Here is a 24,304-nt window from a genome sequence, read left to right as displayed (position 1 = left end):
CAGTTGTTAGTCAGTCGACAGAAATACAAAATCTTATGAAAGCATTGGTAATAGGGGCTACCGGGGCAACGGGTGCTGACCTGGTTCAGCAACTTCTTGCCGACAACACGTTTAATGAAGTTCACATATTTGTGAGGCGGCCTGTATCCTTGCAGCATGCAAAATTGCATGTGCACGTGGTCGATTTCGAGAAAACATCAGCATGGCAGCACCTTGTTACCGGCGACGCAGCATTTTCCTGTCTCGGAACGACCCTGAAAGCAGCCGGCGGAGAAGAAGGGCAATGGCGCGTAGACCACGACTATCAGTATGATTTCGCCAAAGCCGCAAAAAGTCATGGCGTTGAACGGTACCTGCTGGTTTCTTCCGGCGGAGCCGATGCCCGCTCACATTTTTTCTACATGAAGATGAAAGGCGAACTGGAAGAAAAGGTAATCCGCCTGGCTTTCCCGGTTACCGTGATTTTTCAGCCCGGTCCGCTGGAAAGAAAAGATTCAGACCGTGCAGGAGAGCGGATTGGTGTAGCTATTGTGAAGTTCTTCAACAGGTTGGGGCTATTTAAAGGTCAGCGACCGATTGCAACGAAAGACCTGGCAGCAGCGATGGTCCGGGCGGCAAAGATCTTCAACAGCGGAACGCATTACCTGCGTACTTCAGCCATTTTTAAGCTTCTGAAGTAAAATTCAATCCGTTTAAAGATACTGGTTTCATCCCCTGACTGGCTGAACGCTGGGGCACGCCCCGATCTCCACGGTAATGTCCATCAGAAGCGTGTTTGGCTGATCAGCGTTTCGGTAGAGGCTTATCAGCCGCCGCCACTATTGCTGTTCTACTATCTGAATAAGTATATTTGATCTTATAGCGGAATAACGAAGATGACCTATTACGAAAGCGAAGTACTAAAGCTTAAAAAAATCATGTATCCTAACAGCGGACAGCTGGATGCCATTAGAGGAACCCGCAATTATTTAGACAAAAATTGCAGCGAAGACCTTAATCTCGATGTTATTTCAGGCGCCAGATATATGTCTAAGTTTCATTTACTGCGATTATTCAAAAAGTATTACGGACAAACACCCATCCAGTACCTGACCGACAAACGTATCGAAAAGGCAAAAGCCTGTCTCAAAACGGGCATGAGTATTAGCGAGACTTGTTTTGCGATCGGTTTCGACAGTCCCAGTTCCTTTAGCACATTATTTAAGTCAAAGACAGGCCGAACCCCAAGCGAATTTCAAAAGAGCAATTTTCACAATGCCGGTTTGTCTTTGCATGCTGATCTTGCCAGCTCATAAACTAAAAGATTAAACACATGAGAGCTAAAATTGTCGGAGTCCCGGTTCTTGACCAGGAAAAAGCATTGGAATTTTACACAACCAAGCTTGATTTTATTAAAAAAGTAGATGTCCCTGTTGGTAACGACAGGTGGCTAACGGTGGTGAGCAAGGAAGAGCCTGATGGGGCAGAAGTGCTGCTCGAACCCGCTCCTTTACACTTCGAACCTGCCCGGACCTATCAAAAGGCTTTGTTCGACGCCGGCATTCCTTATACTCAGTTTAATGTGGATAACGTTCAGCACGAGTATGAGCGTCTGCTGGGGCTTGGTGTCGAATTTAGCGTAAAACCAACCGAAATGGGTACCGTCAAGATTGCTGTGCTGAATGACACTTGCGGTAACAATATCCAGCTCGTGGAAATGCTGTAAGCGAAGTTCCGGGGCTGAACATCGCAGATGCCAGCCCTGGAACTTCTGCAATTAATATTTGTCCTGACGATCTTTCGTTAATTAACCTGGCTGGCTTTCTTCGAAAGTAGGGCCGTATAATCCGGGTACTTTATTTCCCGTGGCGCGCAGGTAAACGATCATCTCGCCACGGTGATGATAAAGGTGATTAAACAAAAAGCCGCGGGTAACGATGCCCCTCGGCATTGGGCCAAGAACAACCCGGTCTCCTGCCTTCATCGTCCAATCCTGCCGGAGGCTTTCTTCTGTTACAGTGTTCAGCGCAGCCCGGGCCTTTTCTACATTCTGCTCAAAAAGCGCCAGTGTTCCCTGCAGGTCGCTGGCAGGAGCGCGTTCCAGGTTGTCGCCCGCCAGGTCGTACACATCAGCAGTCAGTGCGCCGACATACCAATAATAAATGGTGGCAATGTGTTGTGCAAGCTCACCCATTGTCCACGAGGTAGGAGATGGTTTATAAGCCAGGTCTTTTTCAGGAATTGCCTGCAATAGTTTGCGGGTGCTCTTCACTTCATTTTCGAATTCACCGATCAGGTATTGAATGATCATTTTTTTAGAGTTTTGTGGTGTCTGAGTTCTAAAGGTAAGACAACAAAGGCTCATTTGTATGCAATTCTCATGTTGAATTTCCTCCGGATACTGAAAAATTTTTCAGGTATTGCGGCAGCATGCAGGGGTGTCTAATTTCGTTTCTGAAAATCAATTCAGATATGACGAATAACAACCTACACACAGAAGTGAGCGTAATCGGACTAGGCGCCATGGGAAGCGCAGTCGCCCGGGTATTGCTCGATAAAGGACTGAATACAGAGGTATGGAACCGGGACGTGTTGAAGGCCGGACCCCTGGTTGCGCAGGGGGCGATACAGGCCGAAAGTGCTACCGCCGCCATTGCTAACAGTCCGGTAACGATTGCATGCCTGAGCGACTATCAGGCGACCGACCTGGTTCTGCAGCCAGTCTTTGCGTCTGGCGCACTTTCAGGAAAAACATTCATCCAGCTAAGCGGGGGCACAGCCAATGAAGCACGTACACTGGCAGCCAGAATAAGCAACAGCGGCGGAAGTTGTTTAAACGGGAACATAATGGCCTGGCCGCGCCAAATCGGGTCTGCAGAAGCTATGATCACGATCTGCGGCCCTCAGCCCGTGTACAATGATGTTGCGGAACTGCTTAATAAATTAGCGGGGACTGTTTCATATCTCGGTCCGGCAGATGGCGCTTCTGCAGGGCTTTCCCTGGCCGGACTCTCTTATTTGTCTGCTGTCTGGATGGGTTTTTGTCACGGGGCACTGATCTGCCAGCACGAGGGCTTATCTGTCGATGAATTCGGGTTGCTTATTGAAAGTCTCGCTCCGGTTGTGGGCTCGGATCTGAGAAGAATGGGACAGGCGATTCATCAGGGCAATTTTGCTGAAGCGGAAACGCCGGTAGACAGGGTAAGTGCTGATCTTGACATCCTGGTTAGAAATGCACGCGAGGCAGACCTTGATCTCCGGCTGGCCAGGCTTACCAAAAATGTGCTTGCCGAAGCACAAAAAGCGGGTTACGGTGGTCAGGATGTTTCGGCGATCTTTAATGTATTGCGTGACCATCGATCTTCAGGTTACGATGCAGGTCTCTGATCAGCGACATCAACTCTGGCATCCTCAGCTGAATAGGCGCAGGAGCCGGGAATAAATGCCGGGTTATCGCGGTACAGGTAATGTTTATGGGTGTTTCCCCAATTGTCGAGATCCCGGAGAATAGGCAGCAGCTTTTCGCCGGCTTCTGTGAGGTGATATTCCACGTGCGCCGGGCGTGCCCTCAATATTTTTTTAAAAATGAGTCCGTACGCCTCCAATTCGTGAATATGGAGGTTGACAACGCGCTGACTAACGCCTTGCATTTCGCGCTGAATGGCACTTGGCCGTCTGATTTCTCTGATTATACAGTCGAGTACCCAGGTACGCCATTTGCCGCCTATTACTTTTAATGCGACCGCAAGTCCGCAGTCGAGAAGTTCGGGTGATTTTTTTTGATACATGGTCAGGGATTGAGATTATAAAACTAAAATTCTCCGGGTGATTTTAGCAATACGGACTCGGCCTGCGCGAATTTTTACGTACAGCCGACCCGTTGCTACGGGTAACCGGCGCAACGGTTTTACGGGCTAATAAAATGTATTTGTACACTTATTATTCACTCTGTTCAGAAAACAATTCCTGCATACTTGATATTGTATCTGCAGATTGTCAAAGTAGCGAAAGCCTGATCGCTCTGATGCGGCATTTTTGTTCCTTTGCTATATAACACAAGAATCATGAATACTGAAAAAGCAATTTTGGCTGGTGGATGTTTTTGGGGAGTGGAAGAGCTGATCAGGCATCAGCCTGGTGTGATATCAACAGAGGTTGGCTACACCGGGGGTGATGTTCCCCATGCAACATACCGAAACCATGGAACGCATGCAGAGGCGATCCGGATTGAATTTGATCCCACAGTTTTGTCTTACAGAAAGCTGCTTGAATATTTTTTCCAGATACATGATCCGACCACCCGCAACCGCCAGGGGAACGATCTGGGGCCCTCATACCGGTCTGCTATCTTTTTTTCGGATGAAAGTCAAAAGCAAACAGCCTTACAGTTGATTGCGGAGATTGAGGCATCAGGGAAATGGCCTGGAAAAGTGGTGACAGAAGTAGTTCCGGAAAGTGATTTCTGGAGCGCAGAAGCCGAGCACCAGGACTACCTGCAACGAAATCCCTACGGGTATACCTGTCACTTCGAGCGCCCGGACTGGACGCTGGGGTAGGGAGGATCGAACAAAAGAGACCAAAGAGGCAAGGCCTGTCTGAGTCAAAAGTTAAAGGTTGAAAGTGTAAAGCGCTGGGCGCATACCCCGCATTACACCACCGGGACAGGCTTGCCCGCTCCGCTCTGTCTGGATCAACGGGAGGCAGGAACCATGAATTAGTGAAGTTGTAAGTTGTAGGTATTAAGTCACTGTTGTCCGGGGAAAGTTTTGCGAAAGCCTATAGCTCTTTGGTTTCCAATAGATGTGAGGCTATGGTATCGAACCGCTCACCGCCGCGGGGGCTCCTTCTTTTTCTTGGAAAAGAAGCACCTGAGGCATAGCCGAAAGCGTTCGTACCATTGAAAACAACATACAAGACACGAACAAACCGCTCCGGCTGTGTATCTCTTCTGGCATAAAAGCATCAAAAGTCCGACGGCGGGGGGAAAAGGCCCGGATTATCCCTGCGCCATTCCGTTCCGGGCTGGTTCCCCTCCTTGGTTCCTACCGACCTCCTTAAAACAGTGCAAGACTTTTAATACTTTTCTGCGGCGAGAAGATACAAGGCCGGTCCGCACCTATTAGTGGCAGTAATCAGGCAAAACCGTCATCAAAACCGCCGCCCGTACGTAAAACCCACAAACATAGAATTCAGGGGGCTTGATTCGGAAGACTCAGGCAAATAGTGCTTTGAGACTATTCAGAACGGTCTTATTTCATTCAGCCAATTTTTACCGGACAACAATGGGTATTAAGTGATAAGTCTGGGCGCAGAGCCCCTCAATGGCTGCTAGCCGAACTACGAACCATGAATCATGAGAGGACCTGACAGGACCCGGGCGCCTAACCCCTCAGCCGCCAAGCCCCACTGACGTCTCCCACGCCGTCATCCCGAAGCGCGTTTACGCAGTCCCTTTTTCGATATCGCAACGGCGAGGGATCCCCTGCGACGGAGCGGTTGCGACTGTTCGCTAAGGAGAACAAAGAAAAAGGAAAAAGGATGAAAAGACCACGGCGCCTAATCCCTCAGTGAGATTAAAGAAAAAAGAACCAGGACGAACGACCACGGCGTACCCCTCAATACGCCTTACCTGCCGAGGGGTCTTGCTGTCATGTCTCAGGACTCAAATCTCATATCTCAAATCTGAAGAAATCCATTGGCTTCATAGCAGATCGTGATCCCCCCACGGGTCATTCAGAGCGCAGCGAAGAATCTGACTTGCGATCCCCAGTTAGATCCTTCCGCCGCTCCGCTCTGTCTGGATGACTTCAGGGGAGGCACGAGCCATGAATCATGAGTCAAGGAGAACAAAGAAAAAGGAAAAAGGATGAAAAGACCACGGCGCCTAACCTCTCAATGAGATTAAAGAAAAAAGAACCAGGACGAACGACCACGGCGCACCGCTCAATACGCCTTACCTGCCGAGGGGTCTTGCGTGTCTCATGACTCAAATCTAAAATCTCATATCTACGGTTTGCTCCGCGTCTAAATACGAACTACGAATACCTGTACACTATCAAAAGCCTCAAACCTCATATCTACCATAAAAGCCAATCTCAATTCACTTCCTCGAAAAATTTTAAAAAAGGATTACGTAGTCAAATGACTTCATTATATTTGTAGTCAAATAGCTACATAATGAATTTAAGAAGGGACGTTTTCCAGGCTATAGCAGACCCAACACGGAGAGCCATTTTAATGCTGGTTGCTACGCAGTCAATGACAGCCGGTGCCATTGCCGCTAATTTCGATACCGCCAGACCAACGGTGTCAAAACACCTGCAAATCCTTACCGAGTGTGAACTGCTCAGACAAGAGCAGAGCGGGCGTGAAATTCACTACCACTTCAATCCGCAAACCATGAAACAGGTGGCAGATTTTATTGAACCCTTCCGTCAGCTGTGGGATGAACGCTTTAACAGACTGGAAGATCTCATGAAACAGTTCAAATCAAACAAATGAATTATATGGAGTTAAAAACGAGAATCAGCGCCGAAGAGGGCAAGCAGGACCTCACCATTACCCGGGAATTTGATCTTCCCATCGATCTGCTTTTTAAAGCCTATACCGTTCCGGAATTATTCGAGCAGTGGATGGGCACAAAAGTGTTGCAATTTGAAATGCGTCCGCATGGCGGCTATCGCTTTGAAACTTCAGATCCCGCAGGAAATGTTGTATTCAGCGCCAATGGAACTATTCATCGCGTTGTTCCGGAAAGCGAAATTATCAGGACATTTGAAATGGAAAACACACCGTTTCCCGTACAGCTTGAGTATCTCGAGTTTCATTCGCTTGGTATCTGGACAAGTAAACTCACAATGCACATTGTTTACCGATCATCTGAGATTAGAGACCAGATGCTAAAACTGCCTTTTGCACAGGGTCTGAATATGGCTCATAACCGGTTAGAAGCTATCGCAAAAGATTCAATAAACTAACGATGAAAAGACCTGAATTGATTATTTACTGGATCGCTACTTCCTGGTTGTCGCTTGGTATGGTATCAACGGGAATCGTCCAGCTCATGAAACAGGCGGAGGAAGTTAAGATGATGACCGATCTCGGTTACCCCTCATACCTGTTGACCCTGTTGGGCCTCTGGAAACTGGCTGGTGTATGCGTGATACTGCTGCCACGACAGGCGCTGTTGAAGGAATGGGCTTATGCCGGGTTTTTCTTTACAACATCTGGTGCAATTTTTTCGCATCTTGCAGCGGGTCAACATGCTAAAACGGTATTGCCGGCAGCATTGCTGCTTGTTCTTACCATTGTTTCCTGGCTGTTCAGACCAGCCTCACGGAAAATGCCCGTCGCGCCGCAAATAAACTGATGTGTTCCCTACACCGCGCTTCAGTTCCCGGACGCTTGCCGGGAGATAGTAAGCCCTTAAATTTAAACCTATATGACTAACAAACAAGAACTACCGCAGGAAGAACAGCAGAAGCTGCTCATGACATTGAAACAACGCTTTGACAAACACATGAACCGGCATAAAGGGATCGAGTGGGCAGCGGTACAGGCCCGGCTTGAGAAAAACCCCGCCGCATTATGGTCGCTTGCCGAAATGGAAGAAACCGCAGGCGAACCGGATGTAATTGGCCGCGATGAGCAAACAGGAGAATACATTTTTTGCGATTGTTCAGCGGAAAGTCCCAAAGGGCGAAGAAGTATCTGCTACGATGCGGATGCACTCGAATCAAGAAAAGAACACAAGCCAAAACATAGTGCACAGGGCATGGCGCGCGAAATGGGAATCAGGTTGCTTAACGAGGCTGAATATCGCGATTTGCAAAAACTGGAGCCGTTTGACACCAAAACCTCAAGCTGGCTGGAAACCCCGGCGGAGATCCGGGAGCGCGGTGGAGCGATTTTCGGCGACCGGCGTTATGATACCGTTTTTATGTATCACAATGGTGCCGAATCTTATTACGGCGCGAGGGCTTTTCGCGGTCTGCTGAAAGTCTGAACAAATGTCATAATCACTGCCGGGCTTCCTGCAGCCCGGCAATGCATAAATCAGATGCGAAGCGAAAGCCCGAGAAAATAACGCTTTTCCGCATCCTTTTGAAGGCCATAATTCAGTCCGCCGTCTATTTTAACATCTTTATACACTTCAAGCTGAAGCGCCGCATTCAGGAAATTCGAAAAATGATGTTGCTTGAAATCATACGTATAATGCGTTTCTGCGATGCCATCCAGTTTTTTCAATAGCGGGTGACTGAGGGTTAGCGACTGAAGAAATTCAGTATGCGAACCATGACCTTCCATATCCTCAAGCCGGTCGACCTCAACCTGTGCGCCAATTTTCCAGTCATGACCAACTTTAAGCTGCATAGGGACGATGAGGCCGCCTTCATAGGGATGTTTTTCACCATAGCCTGCTATCGGAAACCTGACATAAGGCAGTACCGCCACAGCAAAGTTACCCCGGTTATTCCCCAAAATGTTCTGTTTGATACGGAGCGTAAGGTTTCCATTTCCGGCTTCGCGTTCCTTCGTATGACTAAGACGTTCCTCAGTGGTTTCTTTTACGTAGGTCTCAAAGTCAAGCTGAATGTCGGTAGACGCGCCCAGTCCAAGTTTCAGAATCATATCGTTGATCAACCATGTCGACTTCAGCAGGTCATCGTTTCTTTCCCTTTTGAAGGCCGCAAGATTAGTCTCCAACTGAAAATGACCGGCATCAAGCGTAATCGCAGACTCGGTTATATCCGGCCTGTCTGTCTCCATTTGTCGCATGGCCGGTTTTGGTACAGGGTTGAACAACGATACGGGGCGCAAGGTTTGCTGGGTGTAGCCAGCTTTTGCGACTGCCAGAAGCAATAAAATCAAGATTTTGGTTTTCATACGGATGGGGCTCAGAACGGTAACACATGTGTTTTCCGTTTTGTTTAGCTTCATCCGCCGGCAGGCGAAGCGATCCTGCGCCGCTGAGCCTCTCTGCTGCACACAAAAACCTGCAAAATCAGGCGCCGGAGGAGCTTATTGCCAGCCATTATGCATCATTGCCGGTTGACGCAGGAGCTGATAACCAGGCTACTTTTTGCCGAGGCATATGCGTCTGGCCGATAATGTCGCGATACACATCCGGTCTCCGGGCTTCGATATAACGGAATCCGCCGGCCAGGCGAAGTTTTTCACGTGTAATAACGGAGGTCGCAATTTCATTGTCCATCGAACGGCATTCCGCAAGAATATCTCCGAAGGGATCGAGGATCATCGAACATCCATTTTTGAGTTGGTCATCGTCCATGCCGATCGGGTTCGAGAAAACAACATACACGCCATTATCATAAGCTCTGGCCGGGAGCCATTTCATAAGCCAGGCCCGACCCTTCAGCCCCTCAAACTCTGAACGGAGGCTCGTCGGATCATTTGCCCGGTTGTGCCAGAGTGCGGGCGCTACAAATCCGGCTCCCGGCCTGGTAGACGGGGTACACATCGTTACATGCGGCATGAAAATGATTTCTGCGCCAAGCAATCTGGTAGCACGTACGTTTTCAATCACATTGTTATCATAACAAATCAGGATGCCGCATTTCCAGCCTTTTATCTCGAAGACACAATATTGATCGCCGGGAGTTAGATGCGGATTAATAAACGGATGTAATTTGCGGTATTTGGCAACAAGTCCGCCTTTATCAACGCAGATATACGCTTTAAACATCCTGCCGTTATGGTCTTTTTCAAACAGCCCGGCCAGTATCGTTATGTTATACCCGCCAGCGATGTCTATGAGTGCCCGTACGCTTGGTCCGTCGGGGATGTATTCGGCAATGTCCAGAAGCTCTTCCCTGGAGCAATTGCGTGCAAATGTATAGCCGGTAACGGAACATTCATGAAATGCGATCACATCAGCGCCTTGCCTGGCTGCATCAGCCGTCAGCGCCTCGATCATGCTTAGATTATAGACTTTGTCAGCACTCTTATGTTCAAATTGTGCGGTTGAGATTTTTAGCTTTTCCATACGTCTGAAGTTGTTGCGCAAATCTAGGCCTGCTAAAAAAACACGCCATGTAAAAACGCGACATTTCCTCAGGAATCGCTGAGGCTGATAAAGTTTACCGCGAGTTTGCGTGGAGTGCTCAGGTATGCCGCGGGCGTGATTCCCGTATGCCTGACGAATGCTTTGCGCAAATGAGAGGTATCTGTATAACCTGCACCATAAGCATTATTGGTAAAAGAGTGCCGGGCTGCCTTACTGAGCCAGATGAAGTGGTGCAGCCTGGTTATGCTTGCGTATATTTTCGGACTGATTCCGATTTCTTCCTTAAACGCGCGCTCAATCTGTCGTTCACTATAGCCAATGTACCGGGCAAGTTTTGCTACAGACAGGTTCCCATTCGCCCGGGAAATCTCAGCAACGCTCTCGGGAACTATAAAATCTGCTTTCCTGCGGCCGATTTGCAGAATATTACCAAAAAAGGCTTCCAGTACATCAACCTTGTTCCGGCACCCCGGGGCGGTTGCGAGCTGATCGGTCAGGACCCCGGTTTCGGCGAAAAGCTCGCCTCCGGCAATTATCTGATCCGTAATTTCTGCCGCAGGAACTCCGGTAAGCCGGTTGAGACCCCAGGGTTGAAACACAACTACAACAATAGAGAAACGATCTGCCGCCTCAAGATCAAGATAGCTGTTCAGCTGCCCATATATAAAACAGCCGGAAAGATTATGGCTACCGCCGGATGAAGAGAAAGCGATTTTGCGGTTCAGGAAAACCATTCCGCAACTGCCATCAGGAAAGAGGCGCACAGGTCCGCAAGTCCTTGCAGCGTATTCGATAAAGAGGTAATGCCTGATGTAGGGTTTCAGAGCGGGGGATGAAGGGATTTGCATTATGCTAAGGTAGTGATTTTGAGGTATGTTCTTTGGTCAGATGTAAATGGCCAGAGTGCACGCAAACGTAGCCAGAGTTTTGGTTGCTGATTCATTGCTGTCCGGGGAAAGTGTTGTGAAAATATATAGTCCTTCGGTTGCCAACAACTTTGAAACTGTGGTATCGAACCGCTCACCGCCGCTGGGGCTCCTTCTTTTTCTTGGAAAAGAAGCACCTGAGGCATAGCCGAAAGCGTTCGTACCATTGAAACAACATACAAGAGACGAACAAACCGCTCCGGCTGTGTATCTCTTCTTGCATAAAAGCATCAAAAGTCCTACGGCGGCGGGAAAAGGCCCGGATATCCCTGCGCCATTCCGTTCCGGGCTGGTTCCCCACCTTGGTTCTTCTCAACCTCCTCAGAACAGTGCAAGACTTTTAATACTTTTCTGCGGCGAGAAGATACAAGGCCGGTCCGCACCTATTAGTGGCAGCAATCAGGCAAAACCCTCATCAAAACCACCGCCTGTGCGTAAAACCCTTAACATAAAATTCAGGGGTTGATTTAGAAAATTGATGCAGATATTGCTTTGAGACTGTTCAGAAGGATCTTATTTTATTCTGCAAATTTTTACAGGACAACAATGGTTGCTGATTCATTACTCCTTGTTCCCTGAAATGTTCCGCTCCTGTCCACTGTTCATAACTACCGCCTTTTCCACATCGCCCTAATTGGTGCGCATGCTTACCTTTAGAGAAACTTAAATCAGATGGAAACAAAAGAAAGAATGCCGCATGAGCAGGTGCAATACATCGAATTTTTATCAGCAGATCTGACACGAATTAAAAACTTTTATCAGCAGAGCTTTGGCTGGGAATTTACTGACTACGGACCCGAATACACAGCCTTTTCCGGTAAATACGTGGATGGCGGTTTTACGCTTGGCACACCACAGAAGGGAAGCATCCTTGTGATCCTTTTTTCGCAAGATCTGGAAAGCACGTTAAACAAGGTGGTTAATGCTGGTGGTCAGATTGTTCAGGACATTTTTTCCTTTCCGGGCGGAAGGCGGTTCCATTTTACAGACCCCGACAGCAATGAACTGGCGGTCTGGTCGGCTGATTAAAAAATTCAGGACGCTGATGTTACCTCAATAATAAGAAAATAGCAGGCCCAAAAGCCTGCTGTTTCTGTTCTCAGGCCTGAACAGCTTCCTTCAGATGTTTGCCTGTATGGGAACCGGATGCACGCAGCAATTCCGCGGGTGTGCCTTCAAACACGATTCTGCCGCCTTTATGGCCGCCTTCGGGCCCCATGTCGATGATCCAATCGGCATTTTTTATCACATCCAGATTATGCTCGATCACAATTACGGTATTGCCTTTGTCTACCAGTCCGTTCATGAGTTCAATCAGGCGCCCGACGTCAGAGAGGTGTAAGCCGGTGGTAGGCTCGTCCATCACATAAATGCTGCCTTTTTTATGAAGCTTGCTCGCCAGTTTGATCCGCTGGCATTCCCCGCCAGAAAGTGTGCTCAGCGGCTGACCCAGGGTCAGGTACTCGAGTCCGACTTCGAGAATCGTTTCCAGCTTTTTTACAATGTCTTTACCCGTAAAAAAACGGGCAGCCTCAGTTACAGTCATTGCAAGTACGTCTGAGATCGATTTGCCCTGCAGGTGATACTGAAGTACCTCTTCCTTATAACGTTTGCCCTGGCATACCTCACAAGGTGTTTTAATGCCTTCCAAAAAGGCAAGATCTGTATAGATAACGCCCGTTCCCTGGCAGTTGCTGCAGGCCCCTTTCGAGTTGAAGGAAAACAGGGAAGCGTCAACCCTGTTTGCAGTTGCGAACGTTTTACGGATCAGGTCCATCGTTCCCGTGTAAGTTGCAGGGTTTGAGCGTGTAGAGGTTCCCACCGGAGACTGATCAATCACGACAGCCTGCGGATGCGCTTTCAAAAATGCGTGATGGACCAGCGAACTTTTCCCCGAGCCGGCCACCCCGGTAATAACGGTCATCACACCCGCAGGGATATTGACATTCACATCCTGAAGGTTATTGACCCTGCCGTGCTTAACGGGCAGCATGCCGGTTGGTTTGCGGTATTCTGTCTTAAAAGGCAGCGCATTTTTCATGTATTTTCCGGTAAGTGTGTTCGAGTCGAGAAGCCCCTCCAGGCTGCCTTCATACATGATTTCTCCGCCCTTTGTGCCGGCCATCGGACCCACATCCACAATATGATCCGCAATGCGAATGACGTCAGGATCATGTTCTACCACAAGTACGGTATTGCCTTTGTCGCGTAATTTGCGCAACAGTGCATTTAAGCGGTATACATCCCTTGGGTGCAGGCCAACGCTTGGCTCATCAAAGATATATAATACATCGATCAGGCTGCTGCCGAGGTGTTTGACCATCTTTACCCGCTGAGACTCGCCGCCCGATAATGTGTCTGTCTCCCTGTCCAGGCTCAGGTAATCAAGGCCCATGTCTACCAGATGCTGGAGCCTTTCTGTCAGCGTATCAACCATCGGTTTTGCAACGGGATCGGTAATGGTTTCAAGAAAGCTGACGAGTTCGCCGGCCTCCATCGCGGAGAGCTCTGCGATGTTGTGGCCTGCAATGCGGCAGGAGAGGGCCGCTTCGTTTAAGCGCGCACCCTTGCAGGCGGGACAGGGCTGCTCCTGTAGGTAAGGCATGATGGTTTTTTGTGTCCGGTCTGACAATGTCTTGATATCCCGGCGGATGTAAGCGCGGTCAAACTTTTCGATAACACCCATATAGGTTGCGTTCATGCTGCCTTCGCCCATTCTTAATTTAAACTTGCGGGGGCTGGCGTAAAGCAGCAGATCCATTTCTTCTTTCGTAAAATCACTCAGCTTTTTATCTGCATCAAAATAGCCGCTGTGCGTGTACATGTCTTTTTCCCACGATGCAAGGCCGGGGGCCTGTACAGCGCCTTCTCTGAGCGTTTTTGTAAGATCGATGAATTTAGAAGCATCAAATCCGAGCTTTCGTCCCCGGCCACTGCACACCGGGCACATGCCCTGCGGATCGTTAAAGTAAAAAGCATTTGCATAACCTACCTGCGGGCTTCCGATCCTGGAAAACAGCAGACGAAGAACAGGCGAAATATCCGTAATCGTTCCCATGGTCGAGTGCGACCCGCCGCCAAGCCGTTTCTGATCAACCACGATGGCCATGCTGAGTTTTTCAATCGCATCGGCATGCGGTTGGGGAAATTTTGGAAGCAGGTTTCGGATAAACATGCTGAAGTTTTCATACAATTGTCTTTGCGCTTCGGTTGCAATCGTGTCGAAGACTATCGAAGACTTTCCTGATCCGGAAACCCCGGTAAAGATCGTTATCTTTCTCTTGGGCAGTTTCAGATCGATGTTTTTGAGATTGTTTTCGCGGGCACCGCGAATTTCAATGTATTCAGGGATCATAAAGGGGATGGGTTAGGAGCCACAAGTTATAAAAAAAAAGTCTACCATGGATGTAGTTCGCAATCGCCCGGAGTTCACAGTTCTTTGCACCAGCCATGACTTTCCGTATTTTCACATCAAACTCCGAACATCATGTACGAGAAAAAAATCCCTGAAAATAATGAATGCGGCATTAGTGTAACCATGAAGGTACTGGGCGGCAAGTGGAACCCTCTAATCATTGAATACATACACCTGAATGTTCGCAGACCGAGCGCTCTGCACCGGGCCCTGGGTCTGGCGAATCCCAGGGTGATCAACATGGCCTTGCGAGAGTTGGAGGCATACGGCGTGATCAGCAAAACGGTTTATCACGAGTTGCCCCTGAAGGTTGAATATTTTCTCACCCCGCTGGGAGAAAGTCTTTTACCGCTGATCGGATCTATGGAAAAATGGGGCAATGAACACCGCGAAGATATCGTGCCTGACTATTCAGTGCCAGCTAAGGCAATGTGTGCCGGCACTGTCAAATACGAAGAACCCATAGGCTGATTTGTTCATCAACCCGCCTCTGCAGTTTTATATAATAAAAAAGGCCTCCTGGAGGCCTTTTAACTGCATATAATCAACTATCCATTTTGCCAACAATCCCTTGTCGAACGGATAGAACGATCCGATAGAAATTCAAATGCTACAGAAGCATAAACAAACAACAAATTTTTGCGGGGGGAAGGGATAATTGCGGCAAAAATAAAATTATTATAGACAAAAACGCCGGCTGTGCTGCTTTATTCTACTTATGCGGCCGAATTCTTGTCAAATCAACAATTTCTTTACATTTCTCTTATTATAATTGTAAAAAAGCGACATGAACGTGGGTTAGCATGTTTGGAACTTCGCCTGGACTTATACATTGGTAGTCGTCGTTGCCTTAAGCTTTCACAACCCGACATCGTATTCATCAAAAAGGGTAACGCTGCATACCTCCGTCGACGGCGCTTACCGCTCCGGTAATGTACTTTGCCCTGGGCGATACGAGAAAAACAGCCATGGCAGCCATATCTTCCGGGCTTCCGAAATCGCCCAGTGGGATCTCCCGTTCAGCAAAACGCCGGCGTTCATCGGCAGTAAAATAGGGGCGGATGTTTTCGGTATCGATCAGTCCCGGCTGGAGGCAGTTTACACGGATACCGCTGGGTCCGACTTCGCAGGCGAGTGCCTTTGACCAGGACACCACAGCTGCCTTTGCTACCGCAGAAGCATTGATATTGCGCAATTCATAACCGCTGCAGAGGTTCAGAATTGCGCCCTGCCTGTTCTGTAAAAAATGTGGTAAAAGTTCTTCCGTAAGTTGTCTGACACGGTCAAAATCAAGCTGCATTGAGCGTCGCCAGTCGGCGTCTGATGCGATAATGCCGAGCGGATTACTTTTTCCGGCATTGTTGATCAGGATGTCGACCCTTGAGAGGGCCTCAAGAGCCGTTTGGGCGATGACGGCGGCGGCGTTCCCATGCACAAGATCCTGCTTCAGAATAACGGGACTGATACCTCCTTCTCTTTCAATTTCCTGTTTCAGGTCTTCCAATAGGTCGGCATTCCTGGCAGTAGCAAGCACTTTCACGCCTTCCATAGCCAGTTGTTTAACTATTGCGCGGCCTATACCCTGGCTGGCTCCGGTAACCACCGCTGTTTTGTCATTTAAGTAAAGATCCATTTCGTTGTCTTTTTTAACAGTTGTAAAACTAGCGGCGGGCAGGTATTTTTGAAAAAAGGACAAGCGATTGTTCGTTACACACATTCATGTAAGTAATGGCCAGAAAACAAACCTCAACCTATTCCTCGAATGAGCAGTATCTTACACCCTGCGATCTGACCTATGCGCTCGGCAAAATCGGTGGCAGATGGAAGCTGCAGATCCTGGACAAGCTTGAGCAGGGCAAAATGCGCTACAGTGATCTGCGGCGTGATTTTATGCATATCACAGAAAGGATGCTTACCTTACAGCTGCGCGCGATGGAACGCGACGGACTGCTCAGGAGAAGTGTTTATGCGGGGGTGCCGGTCCGGGTGGAGTATGAATTATCGGATATGGCTATAGAACTGGGGCCCATTTTGAAGCAGTTAAGTCTCTGGGGTAAAAGAAACAGAACAGATACCGGAATTGAAACGAATAAAGACCGGAATTTCTAAGCCCCACTCAGTCAGCTTCATTGAGTTTTTCATATTCATAGATGCCGATGATATGATGCCGTAAATATCTTCCTTTAACTAGAGAGGCCCGGAGCTCTTTGAAGATCTTTTCCGGCACATTTTTATATCTGTACCGCTGTCCGGTCGTATAGGCAATCTCCAGGTCCTGCGTACCCGCATCATACTTCATTTCCCTGATAACCGTAGAAGGCATATGACAACGCTTTTGAATGATTTCCTGGTTTTAACACCGCAAATCGAATGAAGTTTTGATCCGATCAAACTGGTGAACGCCCGAGGCGTTTACCGGTAAAGAGAAACAGCAGGCTGATAAAAAACATAGCAAGTGCGGGCGTCTGTTCCTCAATGGATTGTCCGGCATGTACAAGTAAAAGCGCTGCAGCGAAATTGAAAAGCATAAGCACAGCAGCATTACGGATTTGCCATCCGGTTATATAACAAATACCTGCAGACGCCTGGGCATATACCGATAAAATAGCCGCCAGAAGCGGCACCGGGAATCCAGCAGAATCCAGAAAATCCCTGAACAACAGCATATGTTTCCAGCTAAACAGGTTGTCTGCGACACCGTAAATAAGGCGCAAGCCTGCGAATGCCCTGAGTATAAAAAGACCCGATGTCTGGTTGCGTTCAAGCCACTCAATAAATGTGACGCCCATAGCTGCATGTTTAGAAATAAGAAAACTTCGTGCAGTTCAGGCAGCGGTACCAGCTGTTAGCGGTAGAAAGCTTTCATACACTTGGTGCATTTGTAATGGCGTATATCAACCATTGGCTGCATAAGCTTAAAAAACTTATTTCTGGGGATGCGGTACACATCATCATTGCTTCTGCAATGCGGACAGCGAACAGGAACTTTTCCCGGTGCTGAAAGCGACGAATTTATGGATTTGAGAGCGTTCATATAAACAGTTTGTACGTAGCGGGTACGTGACCACAGACACACAATAGGGGTGAAGCGTTACTATTCTCAAAAGTAGTGATCGTCAGTTACTTGTACTAATCTTTTTTTAATTTTTTAGCCAATTTTTTCTGGTCGTGAAGAGCGAATTAAGTACGGCGTGATAGACTGCTAAATCCCGGATATGCCAGAAGATTCCCGTTCAATCAGTTCTGAACGAAGCAGGGGCAATTCGCAGGGATCTACCTCTTTGTTGTTTAAAATGCGGAACAGGCAGGCAGCAGCGAGGCGTCCCATCTCAAAAGCGGGCTGGGTGATCGTGCTGAGTGCGGGCTTCAGGAGCGCAGCCGTTTGCAGGTTTGAAAAACTGACCAGCTTAAGCTGACCCGGCATGTCAATATTTAATTCGCGGCAGGCATAGTAGCAGGGAACGACAAACTCTTCGATCGACGACAGGATACCATCAGGTTGTTTGTCTTTTATAAAACCGGCAACGGCCTGCAGAAGCTGTCGGGGGTCGTCGGTTCCTGACAAAACCAATGGCTGGGGCTGCACCAGATTTGCCTGATCAAGTGCATCGCGATAACCCTTCAGGCGGCGCTGTCCTGTAGCGAGCTGATCCAGACCCTGCAGAAACGCGATCCTTGAACAACCGTTTTCAGCGAGGTGCCGCGTTGCCTCGAAAGCGCTTTCATAATCGTCGGTTGTGATACTGAAGGCATCGGGAATCTCAATACTGCGGTCAAAAAACACCACCGGAATCTGTCTGATCAGCGATTGAAAGTGCGCCAGGTTTCCCGTTGAACGCGTAACCGAGATCAGGATACCGTCTACGCGACCGCTGACCAGGCTATTCGTAAAGGCAATCTCCGCTTCGCTGTTTTCATGTGTCTGGTAAATCAATACGTGGAAGTTGTGCTGCCGGGCAATTTCTTCAATGCCCTTAATAGCCAGCGAGAAAAAATTATTGGCTACTTCCGGGATAATGACGGCGATGGTACGCGTACGGTGACTGCGGAGATTGCTTGCCGCCGGATTACGTTCATAGTTCAGCATCCGTGCAAGATCATTTACCCGCTGTTTTGTCTCGGCGCTGATTTCATGACTGTCGCTCAGCGCTTTTGAAACGGTAGCAATTGAAATATTCAGTTGCTCTGCAAGAGTCTTGACGGTCACATGTCTCTTCATTTTCGAAGGCGCTGGTTAGGTAAGTTAAAATAGAAAAATGTTTCGTACTTAAACGTTTTCGTAAATAAATAATTCAATGTTTTACGCAGATCAGCCTTTTTTTACAAGCTTTGATTAAGCCTCCCAAACCCCGGGCGGCACTAACCAGGTATAACCAATTAACGCTCCGGCAGCTGCCATGCAGACTGCCGGGCCCGCTGAACTTATGAATTTGCTGACAACCCGCGATTATGTCGTTTTTGCTTTATATTTCATCATTATCTCGGTGTATGGGATCTTAATCTACCGGACAAAAAAAACGCGCCATAGCGATACAAAAGCATTTTTTCTTGCAGAAGGTTCGCTGACCTGGTGGGCTATCGGGGCTTCGGTTATTGCTTCAAATATTTCGGCAGAACATTTTATCGGTATGTCTGGTTCGGGTTTTGCCATGGGCCTTGCCATAGCCAGCTACGAATGGATGGCTGCGGCCACCCTGATCATTGTTGCCGTGTTTTTTCTGCCGGTGTATCTGCGCAATGGCATATATACCATGCCGCAATTTCTCGCGCGTCGATATAATGACGCGGTCAGCACACTCATGGCGGTCTTCTGGCTGCTTGTGTATGTATTTGTGAACCTGACCTCGATATTTTTCCTTGGTGCACTGGCCATCGAAAGCCTTACCGGATTGTCGTTCAACCTGTGTGTTGCCGGTCTGGCCGTTTTTGCCGTCTTTATTACCCTTGGTGGAATGAAGGTGATCGGCTATACGGATGCGGTGCAGGTGCTGATCCTGATTCTTGGCGGCCTGGTAACCTGTTACATGGCGCTGGATATTATCAGCGATCATTTCAGCCTCGACGGGGTCGTTCCGGCATTGTTCAAACTGCGCAGTCAGGCAGATAACCATTTTCATATGATCTTTTCGCCCGGCGACAAATTTTATGACGATCTGCCCGGAATGGCTGTGCTGGCCGGTGGGCTATGGATCAACAATTTGAATTACTGGGGCTGTAATCAGTACATCATCCAGCGTGCACTTGGCGCCGACCTGAAAACCGGTCGTAACGGACTCATCTTTGCCGCTTTTCTCAAATTGCTTATTCCGGTCATCGTTGTCATCCCGGGAATTTGTGCCTACGTATTATTTAAAGAAGGGTATTTCCAGAATGAACTAACCGGCAGCGGCGGTCATGTGAAACCCGACCGGGCTTATCCGGTTCTCATGAGCCTGCTGCCGTCTGGATTAAAGGGCCTTGCGTTCGCCGCACTTACGGCCGCTGTCGTGGCTTCGCTTGCCGGTAAATGCAACAGCATCTCAACCATTTTCACCCTCGATATTTATAAAAAATACATCAATAGAGAAGCTTCGGAACGCAAAATGATCAATGTCGGGCGCTGGGCAACCATCATTGCGTCGCTGATAGCGGTTATTATTGCACCGGCGCTCCAGCGCTTTGACCAGGTTTACCAGTTTATACAGGAATACGTCGGCTTTATCTCACCCGGTGTGTTTGCTATTTTTCTGCTCGGCCTGTTTTGGAAAAGAACAACATCAGCGGCCGCGCTGGTTGCCGCGCTGAGTACCATACCGCTTTCCATGATCATGAAATTTCTGCCCGAACTCAGCAGCGGGTATTTCGCGCCGATCCCTTTTCTGCACCGCATGACCTGGGTGTTCGGATTCATCATCGCGATTATGGTCATCATGACCCTGGCTGCAAAACCGCGGGCCTCTGTAGCTGAGATTGTAGTAGACAAGGGTATGTTTCGTGTTAACACGGGTTTCATTCTCTCGTCTGTCATCATTCTCGGCATTTTAACCGGTCTTTACATCGCTTTCTGGTAGATAAATCATAAAAACAAACATCATGAGCACAGCAAATTTTGATAATCCGAATCCGCTTTCAAACCTTGAAGAATGGGACGATGATGTTCTGAAAAGGTATCCCGAAAAGGGGGCAGAAAAGAAAAAAGAAGAATTCAGGAATTATGACAGTCCGGAAATTGACAGCGTACGCGAATTCTACAGGTTGAACCACAAATACCAGACCTACGAGAATGTTCTTGCCAAGAAAGACCGTTTTCTGAAATTCGAGCAGCGTAAAATGCCCTGGTGGTCTGCGATGGAATACCTCAATACGCTCGTGGATGATTCAGACCCGGATATTTCTCTTGATCAGCTTCAGCACCTGCTGCAGACGGCAGAAGCAATACGTGCAGATGGTCATCCCGACTGGTTTGTTCTGACCGGTTTTATCCATGATCTCGGGAAGGTTCTTTGCCTGTTTGGCGAACCGCAATGGAACGTGGTGGGCGATACCTTTCCTGTCGGCTGTAAGTTTTCAGACAAGATCGTTTTTCCCGAATTTTTTGCTGACAATCCTGACACGTATGATCCGAGATATAATACCAAATACGGTGTGTACAGCCACCGCTGCGGACTCGACCATGTGCACATGAGCTGGGGGCATGATGAATACCTCTACCACCTTACAAAAGAGCACCTTCCCGAGCCTGCGCTTTATATGATCAGGTATCACTCCTTTTATTCGCAGCACCGCGAAAAAGCTTATTCGCATCTGCTGAACGACCACGATGACAAGATGTTTGAGTGGGTAGATAAATTTAATCCTTACGACCTGTATTCCAAGAGCCCGAAGGCACCCGTAGTTGCAGAATTGAAACCCTATTATGAGGATCTGATCAGTAAGTACCTGCCGGAAACGGTCTCACTGTAATCAGACAGAACCAACTAACCAATAAACTAAACCAAACCGAATAAATTATGAAAACTGACAGCTATTACAGTTGGCCGGACCGGCTGAGGTGCCTGCTATTGCTCTTTTTTCTGGCCTCAGCAGGGCTGGCGAATGCGCAGACAGCGGGGCAACGTGTGGCGGGAACGGTTTCTGATGAAGCCGGCGCAGCGCTGCCTGGCGTAACGGTGCTGCTCAAGGGGAGCACAACGGCAGTCGTTACCGATGACCAGGGTGCATACACCATCAGGATAAACTCAGCACAGGACGTTCTACGCTTTGCAATGGTAGGCAAAATAAGCCAGGAGGTAGCGGTGAATGGCCGCACAACAATAAACCTCGTACTAAAAGATGAAAACAATACATTGAAAGACCTGGTCGTTGTGGGTTATGGTACTTCCGACCGGAAGAATCTGACAGGTGCCATCACGTCAGTAAAGCCCGATCAGTTCAATGCCGGGGTAATCAGTACGCCATCGCAATTACTGCAGGGCAAGGTTGCCGGCCTGAACATTACGAAGAGCGGCAATCCAAATGAAAACGGCGCCATTATTCTTCGCGGGCCGTCGAGTCTGCGTGCCGGCGCTCAGGAGCCACTTTACGTGATTGATGGTGTTGCTGCAGCATCGATCGACCTGGTCGCACCCGATGACATCAAATCTATCGATGTGCTTAAAGACGCCTCCGCAACCGCGATCTACGGTGCACGTGCTGCCAACGGCGTGATCCTGATTACGACGAAACGCGGCGATGGTGTAGCACCGGGACTCAGTTATAGTAGCTATGCCGGTACAGAAAGCGTGAGCAATATCATCGATATGCTTTCTGCAGAACAGCTTCGGGAATACCTCAGCCAGAACAAAAAAAGTCTGAACCCGACAGATGATGACGGGTCAAGCACCGACTGGCAGGAGGCCGTGCAGCGCCGCGGTTTTTCAACCAACCACAACCTGTCCCTGTATGGTGGTTCTTCAAAAACTTCATACGGCATCAGTGCAAACTTTCTTGAGAATAACGGGATTATGAAAGGCTCAGCATTAGAGCGCTACACCCTGAAGGCAAATGTGGGACAAAAAGCGTTTAATGATCGCCTGAATCTTAATTTCTCCGTATTTAACAGCAGGACAGTTCGCGATGACATTTCTCCGCTGGTTTATCCGAACATGCTCATCTACCTCCCTACGGTATCCGTTCGCCGTCCTGACGGGGGGTATACAGAAGATTTCAGCCGCACACGGAATTACCTGAATCCGGTTTCGCTGATCGACAACAATATTATCAATAACAAAATCAAAACGTTTTTGGGCAACTTCCAGGCCGAGCTCGACATTTTTAAGGGCCTGAGGTACACGCTAAGCCTGTCTTATCAGGATGAGAATACCAATGGCAATTTTTATAACAACCGACTTTCAGGCATCAACCGTGGGCTGAACGGTGTAGCCACACGCAATGCCTATTCAAACACAAAGAAACTGGCAGAAACCTATTTCAGCTATGACAAGTTTTTCGGCAAGCATGCATTTAAACTGCTTGCCGGGTATTCTTTCCAGGAAGACCGGAACGGCGACGGATTTTCTTCATCGAACCAGGGTTTTGTAACCGACGAACTGACCTATAACAATCTGGGGCTCGGCGATCCGCTTCCGGGGTCAGTCGTTAATTATGGCACCGTTCGTATCCAGACTTTAAGGCTGATTTCTTTTTATGGCCGGATAAATTATGACCTGAACAACAAATACCTCTTTCAGGCATCATTAAGAAGGGATGGCTCATCGGCCTTCGGCCTGAATAACCGGTGGGGTTATTTCCCCTCGGCATCCGCCGCATGGCGCATCAGCGAAGAAACTTTTCTGAAAAACGCGTCGTTTGTAGAAGACCTGAAGCTGCGCATTGGCTATGGTGTAACAGGCAATTCACTTGGCTTCGATGCTTTTACCCGCTTTTCGCTGTACGCACCGGTTGAACGTTTTTATTATGACGGCAGGTACATCAATGCTGTCGGACCTTTTCAGAATGAGAATCCGGACCTGAAATGGGAGCGTACGGCGATGACTAACATCGGCCTTGATTTTTCCCTGTTCAAGGGCCGGGTACAGGGTAGTTTTGACGCATATAACAAGAAGACATCAGACCTGATCTGGGATTACCGCGTTTCTACCACGCAGTATTTTGTGGGCAATCTGACAGCTAACGTGGGCCAGATTGATAACAAGGGCTTTGAGGCCGTAGTAGACGTTTCTATCTTTAATGGTAATAAATTCAGCTGGAAAAGCTCGGTTAATTTCTCGCATAACAAAAATATTGTCCGCTCACTGTCGAACGAGAAATTTTCGCTGGCTACCATTCCGACAGCACAGCTTGGCGGAAAAGGGCAGTCTACCAACTATTCGCAGGTTATTCAGGAGGGGCTGCCAATCGGATCGTTTAACACCTACCGGTATGCTGGCAAGGACGGGAAAGGCGTGAGCCAGTTTTACCTTGCAGACGGAAGCCTGACGACAGAGTACTCAAAAGCGGCGATCGGGCTGACCGGCAGCGCGCAACCTGATCTGATTTATGGCTGGAACAACACCTTTACGCTCGGCAGGTTCGACCTGAACGTTTTTCTGCGCGGTGTGTATGGCAATCAGATTCTTAATGCCACCCTGGCCGGATTAAACAGCCCCGGCGACGCTACAACGAACAATATCCCGCAGTTTGCGCTTGATGAAGCGGTGAACGACAATAACAGTTACATCATTTCAGACAGGTTTATCGAGTCGGGGTCGTATCTGCGTCTTGATAATGCAACGCTGAGCTACAGTTTCAACCTCGAAAAACTAAAGGCAATAAAAAGATTAAGGTTGTATACCACGGCCAGCAACCTGTTTGTAATAACCAAATACCGGGGTATAGACCCCGAAATTAGTATGGGCGGCATACAGCCGGGAATAGACAATAATAACTTTTATCCGAAGACCCGTTCATTTCTTTTTGGCGTTAACGTAACTTTTTAAT

General features: G+C 48.4%; 25 protein-coding genes. 15 read left to right on the top strand and 10 right to left on the bottom strand.

From position 1 onward, the window contains the following. The first annotated feature begins 35 nt into the window (after positions 1 to 35). The 3 genes from EJV45_RS02230 (at position 36) to EJV45_RS02220 (ending at position 1,705) form a co-directional block, all read left to right on the top strand. The gene (locus tag EJV45_RS02230; RefSeq protein ID WP_129714018.1) at positions 36 to 680 is read left to right on the top strand and encodes an NAD(P)H-binding protein; all 645 of its coding nucleotides are present in this window, start codon (positions 36 to 38) and stop codon (positions 678 to 680) included. A gap of 195 nt (positions 681 to 875) precedes the next feature. Beyond that, positions 876 to 1,295, top strand: coding sequence for an AraC family transcriptional regulator (locus EJV45_RS02225; RefSeq protein ID WP_129714017.1), 420 nt, complete (start codon positions 876 to 878; stop codon positions 1,293 to 1,295). 17 nt (positions 1,296 to 1,312) lie between these two features. After that, entirely contained in the window at positions 1,313 to 1,705 is a 393-nt protein-coding gene (locus EJV45_RS02220) for a VOC family protein (protein ID WP_129714016.1), read from the top strand. 81 nt (positions 1,706 to 1,786) lie between these two features. Here the strand turns inward: EJV45_RS02220 and EJV45_RS02215 are convergent, their stop codons facing one another. Then, a complete protein-coding gene (locus tag EJV45_RS02215; RefSeq protein ID WP_129714015.1) occupies positions 1,787 to 2,290 on the bottom strand; it encodes a DinB family protein in 504 nt (167 codons plus the stop codon). Between the two features lie 161 nt (positions 2,291 to 2,451). Here EJV45_RS02215 and EJV45_RS02210 point away from each other — a divergent pair, with 161 nt between their 5' ends. After that, complete coding sequence (locus EJV45_RS02210) at positions 2,452 to 3,366, top strand: NAD(P)-dependent oxidoreductase (protein ID WP_165304958.1); 915 nt, start codon at positions 2,452 to 2,454, stop codon at positions 3,364 to 3,366. On the opposite strand, the gene EJV45_RS02205 is transcribed toward EJV45_RS02210, so the two are convergent. Next, positions 3,348 to 3,767, bottom strand: coding sequence for a helix-turn-helix domain-containing protein (locus tag EJV45_RS02205; protein ID WP_129714013.1), 420 nt, complete (start codon positions 3,765 to 3,767; stop codon positions 3,348 to 3,350). The two genes, EJV45_RS02210 and EJV45_RS02205, sit on opposite strands and share 19 nt — an antisense overlap. A 276-nt stretch (positions 3,768 to 4,043) precedes the next feature. Here EJV45_RS02205 and msrA point away from each other — a divergent pair, with 276 nt between their 5' ends. From msrA to EJV45_RS02180, 5 genes are all read left to right on the top strand, one after another. Beyond that, positions 4,044 to 4,535: a peptide-methionine (S)-S-oxide reductase MsrA gene (msrA, locus tag EJV45_RS02200; protein WP_129714012.1), complete on the top strand. Its 492-nt coding sequence runs from the start codon at positions 4,044 to 4,046 to the stop codon at positions 4,533 to 4,535. Between the two features lie 1,621 nt (positions 4,536 to 6,156). After that, positions 6,157 to 6,480: a helix-turn-helix transcriptional regulator gene (locus tag EJV45_RS02195; protein ID WP_129714011.1), complete on the top strand. Its 324-nt coding sequence runs from the start codon at positions 6,157 to 6,159 to the stop codon at positions 6,478 to 6,480. 5 nt (positions 6,481 to 6,485) lie between these two features. Continuing rightward, entirely contained in the window at positions 6,486 to 6,956 is a 471-nt protein-coding gene (locus EJV45_RS02190; RefSeq protein WP_129714010.1) for an SRPBCC domain-containing protein, read from the top strand. Positions 6,957 to 6,958: 2 nt separating this feature from the next. Then, positions 6,959 to 7,348, top strand: coding sequence for a DoxX family protein (locus EJV45_RS02185; RefSeq protein WP_129714009.1), 390 nt, complete (start codon positions 6,959 to 6,961; stop codon positions 7,346 to 7,348). A 72-nt stretch (positions 7,349 to 7,420) separates the two neighbouring features. Continuing rightward, complete coding sequence (locus EJV45_RS02180) at positions 7,421 to 7,984, top strand: DUF4256 domain-containing protein (RefSeq protein ID WP_129714008.1); 564 nt, start codon at positions 7,421 to 7,423, stop codon at positions 7,982 to 7,984. 50 nt (positions 7,985 to 8,034) lie between these two features. On the opposite strand, the gene EJV45_RS02175 is transcribed toward EJV45_RS02180, so the two are convergent. The 3 genes from EJV45_RS02175 to EJV45_RS02165 form a co-directional block, all read right to left on the bottom strand. Beyond that, the gene (locus EJV45_RS02175; RefSeq protein WP_165304957.1) at positions 8,035 to 8,865 is read right to left on the bottom strand and encodes a transporter; all 831 of its coding nucleotides are present in this window, start codon (positions 8,863 to 8,865) and stop codon (positions 8,035 to 8,037) included. 148 nt (positions 8,866 to 9,013) lie between these two features. Continuing rightward, positions 9,014 to 9,985, bottom strand: a complete 972-nt coding sequence (locus EJV45_RS02170; protein WP_129714006.1) for a nitrilase family protein — start codon at positions 9,983 to 9,985, stop codon at positions 9,014 to 9,016. Positions 9,986 to 10,053: 68 nt separating this feature from the next. Continuing rightward, positions 10,054 to 10,854 (bottom strand): helix-turn-helix domain-containing protein, encoded by an 801-nt coding sequence (locus tag EJV45_RS02165; RefSeq protein WP_129714005.1) that lies wholly within the window; start codon positions 10,852 to 10,854, stop codon positions 10,054 to 10,056. Positions 10,855 to 11,604: 750 nt separating this feature from the next. Between EJV45_RS02165 and EJV45_RS02160 the strand changes: the two genes are divergently transcribed. Next, positions 11,605 to 11,961, top strand: a complete 357-nt coding sequence (locus tag EJV45_RS02160) for a VOC family protein (protein ID WP_129714004.1) — start codon at positions 11,605 to 11,607, stop codon at positions 11,959 to 11,961. Positions 11,962 to 12,031: 70 nt separating this feature from the next. On the opposite strand, the gene EJV45_RS02155 is transcribed toward EJV45_RS02160, so the two are convergent. Further along, a complete protein-coding gene (locus EJV45_RS02155; protein WP_129714003.1) occupies positions 12,032 to 14,287 on the bottom strand; it encodes an excinuclease ABC subunit UvrA in 2,256 nt (751 codons plus the stop codon). 132 nt (positions 14,288 to 14,419) lie between these two features. Between EJV45_RS02155 and EJV45_RS02150 the strand changes: the two genes are divergently transcribed. Next, positions 14,420 to 14,818: a helix-turn-helix domain-containing protein gene (locus EJV45_RS02150; protein WP_129714002.1), complete on the top strand. Its 399-nt coding sequence runs from the start codon at positions 14,420 to 14,422 to the stop codon at positions 14,816 to 14,818. 409 nt (positions 14,819 to 15,227) lie between these two features. On the opposite strand, the gene EJV45_RS02145 is transcribed toward EJV45_RS02150, so the two are convergent. After that, complete coding sequence (locus EJV45_RS02145; protein ID WP_129714001.1) at positions 15,228 to 15,980, bottom strand: SDR family NAD(P)-dependent oxidoreductase; 753 nt, start codon at positions 15,978 to 15,980, stop codon at positions 15,228 to 15,230. A 95-nt stretch (positions 15,981 to 16,075) separates the two neighbouring features. Between EJV45_RS02145 and EJV45_RS02140 the strand changes: the two genes are divergently transcribed. Further along, positions 16,076 to 16,456 carry a helix-turn-helix domain-containing protein gene (locus EJV45_RS02140; RefSeq protein WP_129714000.1) on the top strand — a complete coding sequence of 127 codons (381 nt, stop codon included), beginning with the start codon at positions 16,076 to 16,078 and terminating at the stop codon, positions 16,454 to 16,456. A gap of 7 nt (positions 16,457 to 16,463) precedes the next feature. On the opposite strand, the gene EJV45_RS02135 is transcribed toward EJV45_RS02140, so the two are convergent. The 3 genes from EJV45_RS02135 to EJV45_RS02125 all read right to left on the bottom strand — a co-directional run bounded on the left by EJV45_RS02135 (position 16,464) and on the right by EJV45_RS02125 (position 18,566). Further along, positions 16,464 to 16,670: a KTSC domain-containing protein gene (locus EJV45_RS02135; protein WP_129713999.1), complete on the bottom strand. Its 207-nt coding sequence runs from the start codon at positions 16,668 to 16,670 to the stop codon at positions 16,464 to 16,466. Between the two features lie 64 nt (positions 16,671 to 16,734). Next, positions 16,735 to 17,136 (bottom strand): DoxX family protein, encoded by a 402-nt coding sequence (locus EJV45_RS02130; protein ID WP_129713998.1) that lies wholly within the window; start codon positions 17,134 to 17,136, stop codon positions 16,735 to 16,737. Positions 17,137 to 17,549: 413 nt separating this feature from the next. Continuing rightward, the gene (locus EJV45_RS02125) at positions 17,550 to 18,566 is read right to left on the bottom strand and encodes a LacI family DNA-binding transcriptional regulator (protein WP_129713997.1); all 1,017 of its coding nucleotides are present in this window, start codon (positions 18,564 to 18,566) and stop codon (positions 17,550 to 17,552) included. A gap of 205 nt (positions 18,567 to 18,771) precedes the next feature. On the opposite strand from EJV45_RS02125, the gene EJV45_RS02120 reads away from it, so the two are divergent. From EJV45_RS02120 to EJV45_RS02110, 3 genes are read left to right on the top strand one after another with little or no spacing between them, the layout of a single operon-like run. Continuing rightward, positions 18,772 to 20,397 (top strand): sodium/solute symporter, encoded by a 1,626-nt coding sequence (locus EJV45_RS02120; RefSeq protein WP_129713996.1) that lies wholly within the window; start codon positions 18,772 to 18,774, stop codon positions 20,395 to 20,397. A 22-nt stretch (positions 20,398 to 20,419) separates the two neighbouring features. Then, complete coding sequence (locus tag EJV45_RS02115; protein WP_129713995.1) at positions 20,420 to 21,289, top strand: inositol oxygenase family protein; 870 nt, start codon at positions 20,420 to 20,422, stop codon at positions 21,287 to 21,289. Positions 21,290 to 21,336: 47 nt separating this feature from the next. Beyond that, entirely contained in the window at positions 21,337 to 24,303 is a 2,967-nt protein-coding gene (locus EJV45_RS02110; RefSeq protein ID WP_129713994.1) for a SusC/RagA family TonB-linked outer membrane protein, read from the top strand. The last annotated feature ends 1 nt before the right edge of the window (position 24,304 follow it).

Origin of the sequence: Pedobacter sp. SYP-B3415, assembly GCF_004138205.1 — a bacterium.
Taxonomy (GTDB): domain Bacteria; phylum Bacteroidota; class Bacteroidia; order Sphingobacteriales; family Sphingobacteriaceae; genus Pedobacter.
The sequence above is the reverse complement of the archived record's forward strand: the minus strand, read 5'-3'. Positions and strand labels throughout refer to the sequence as shown.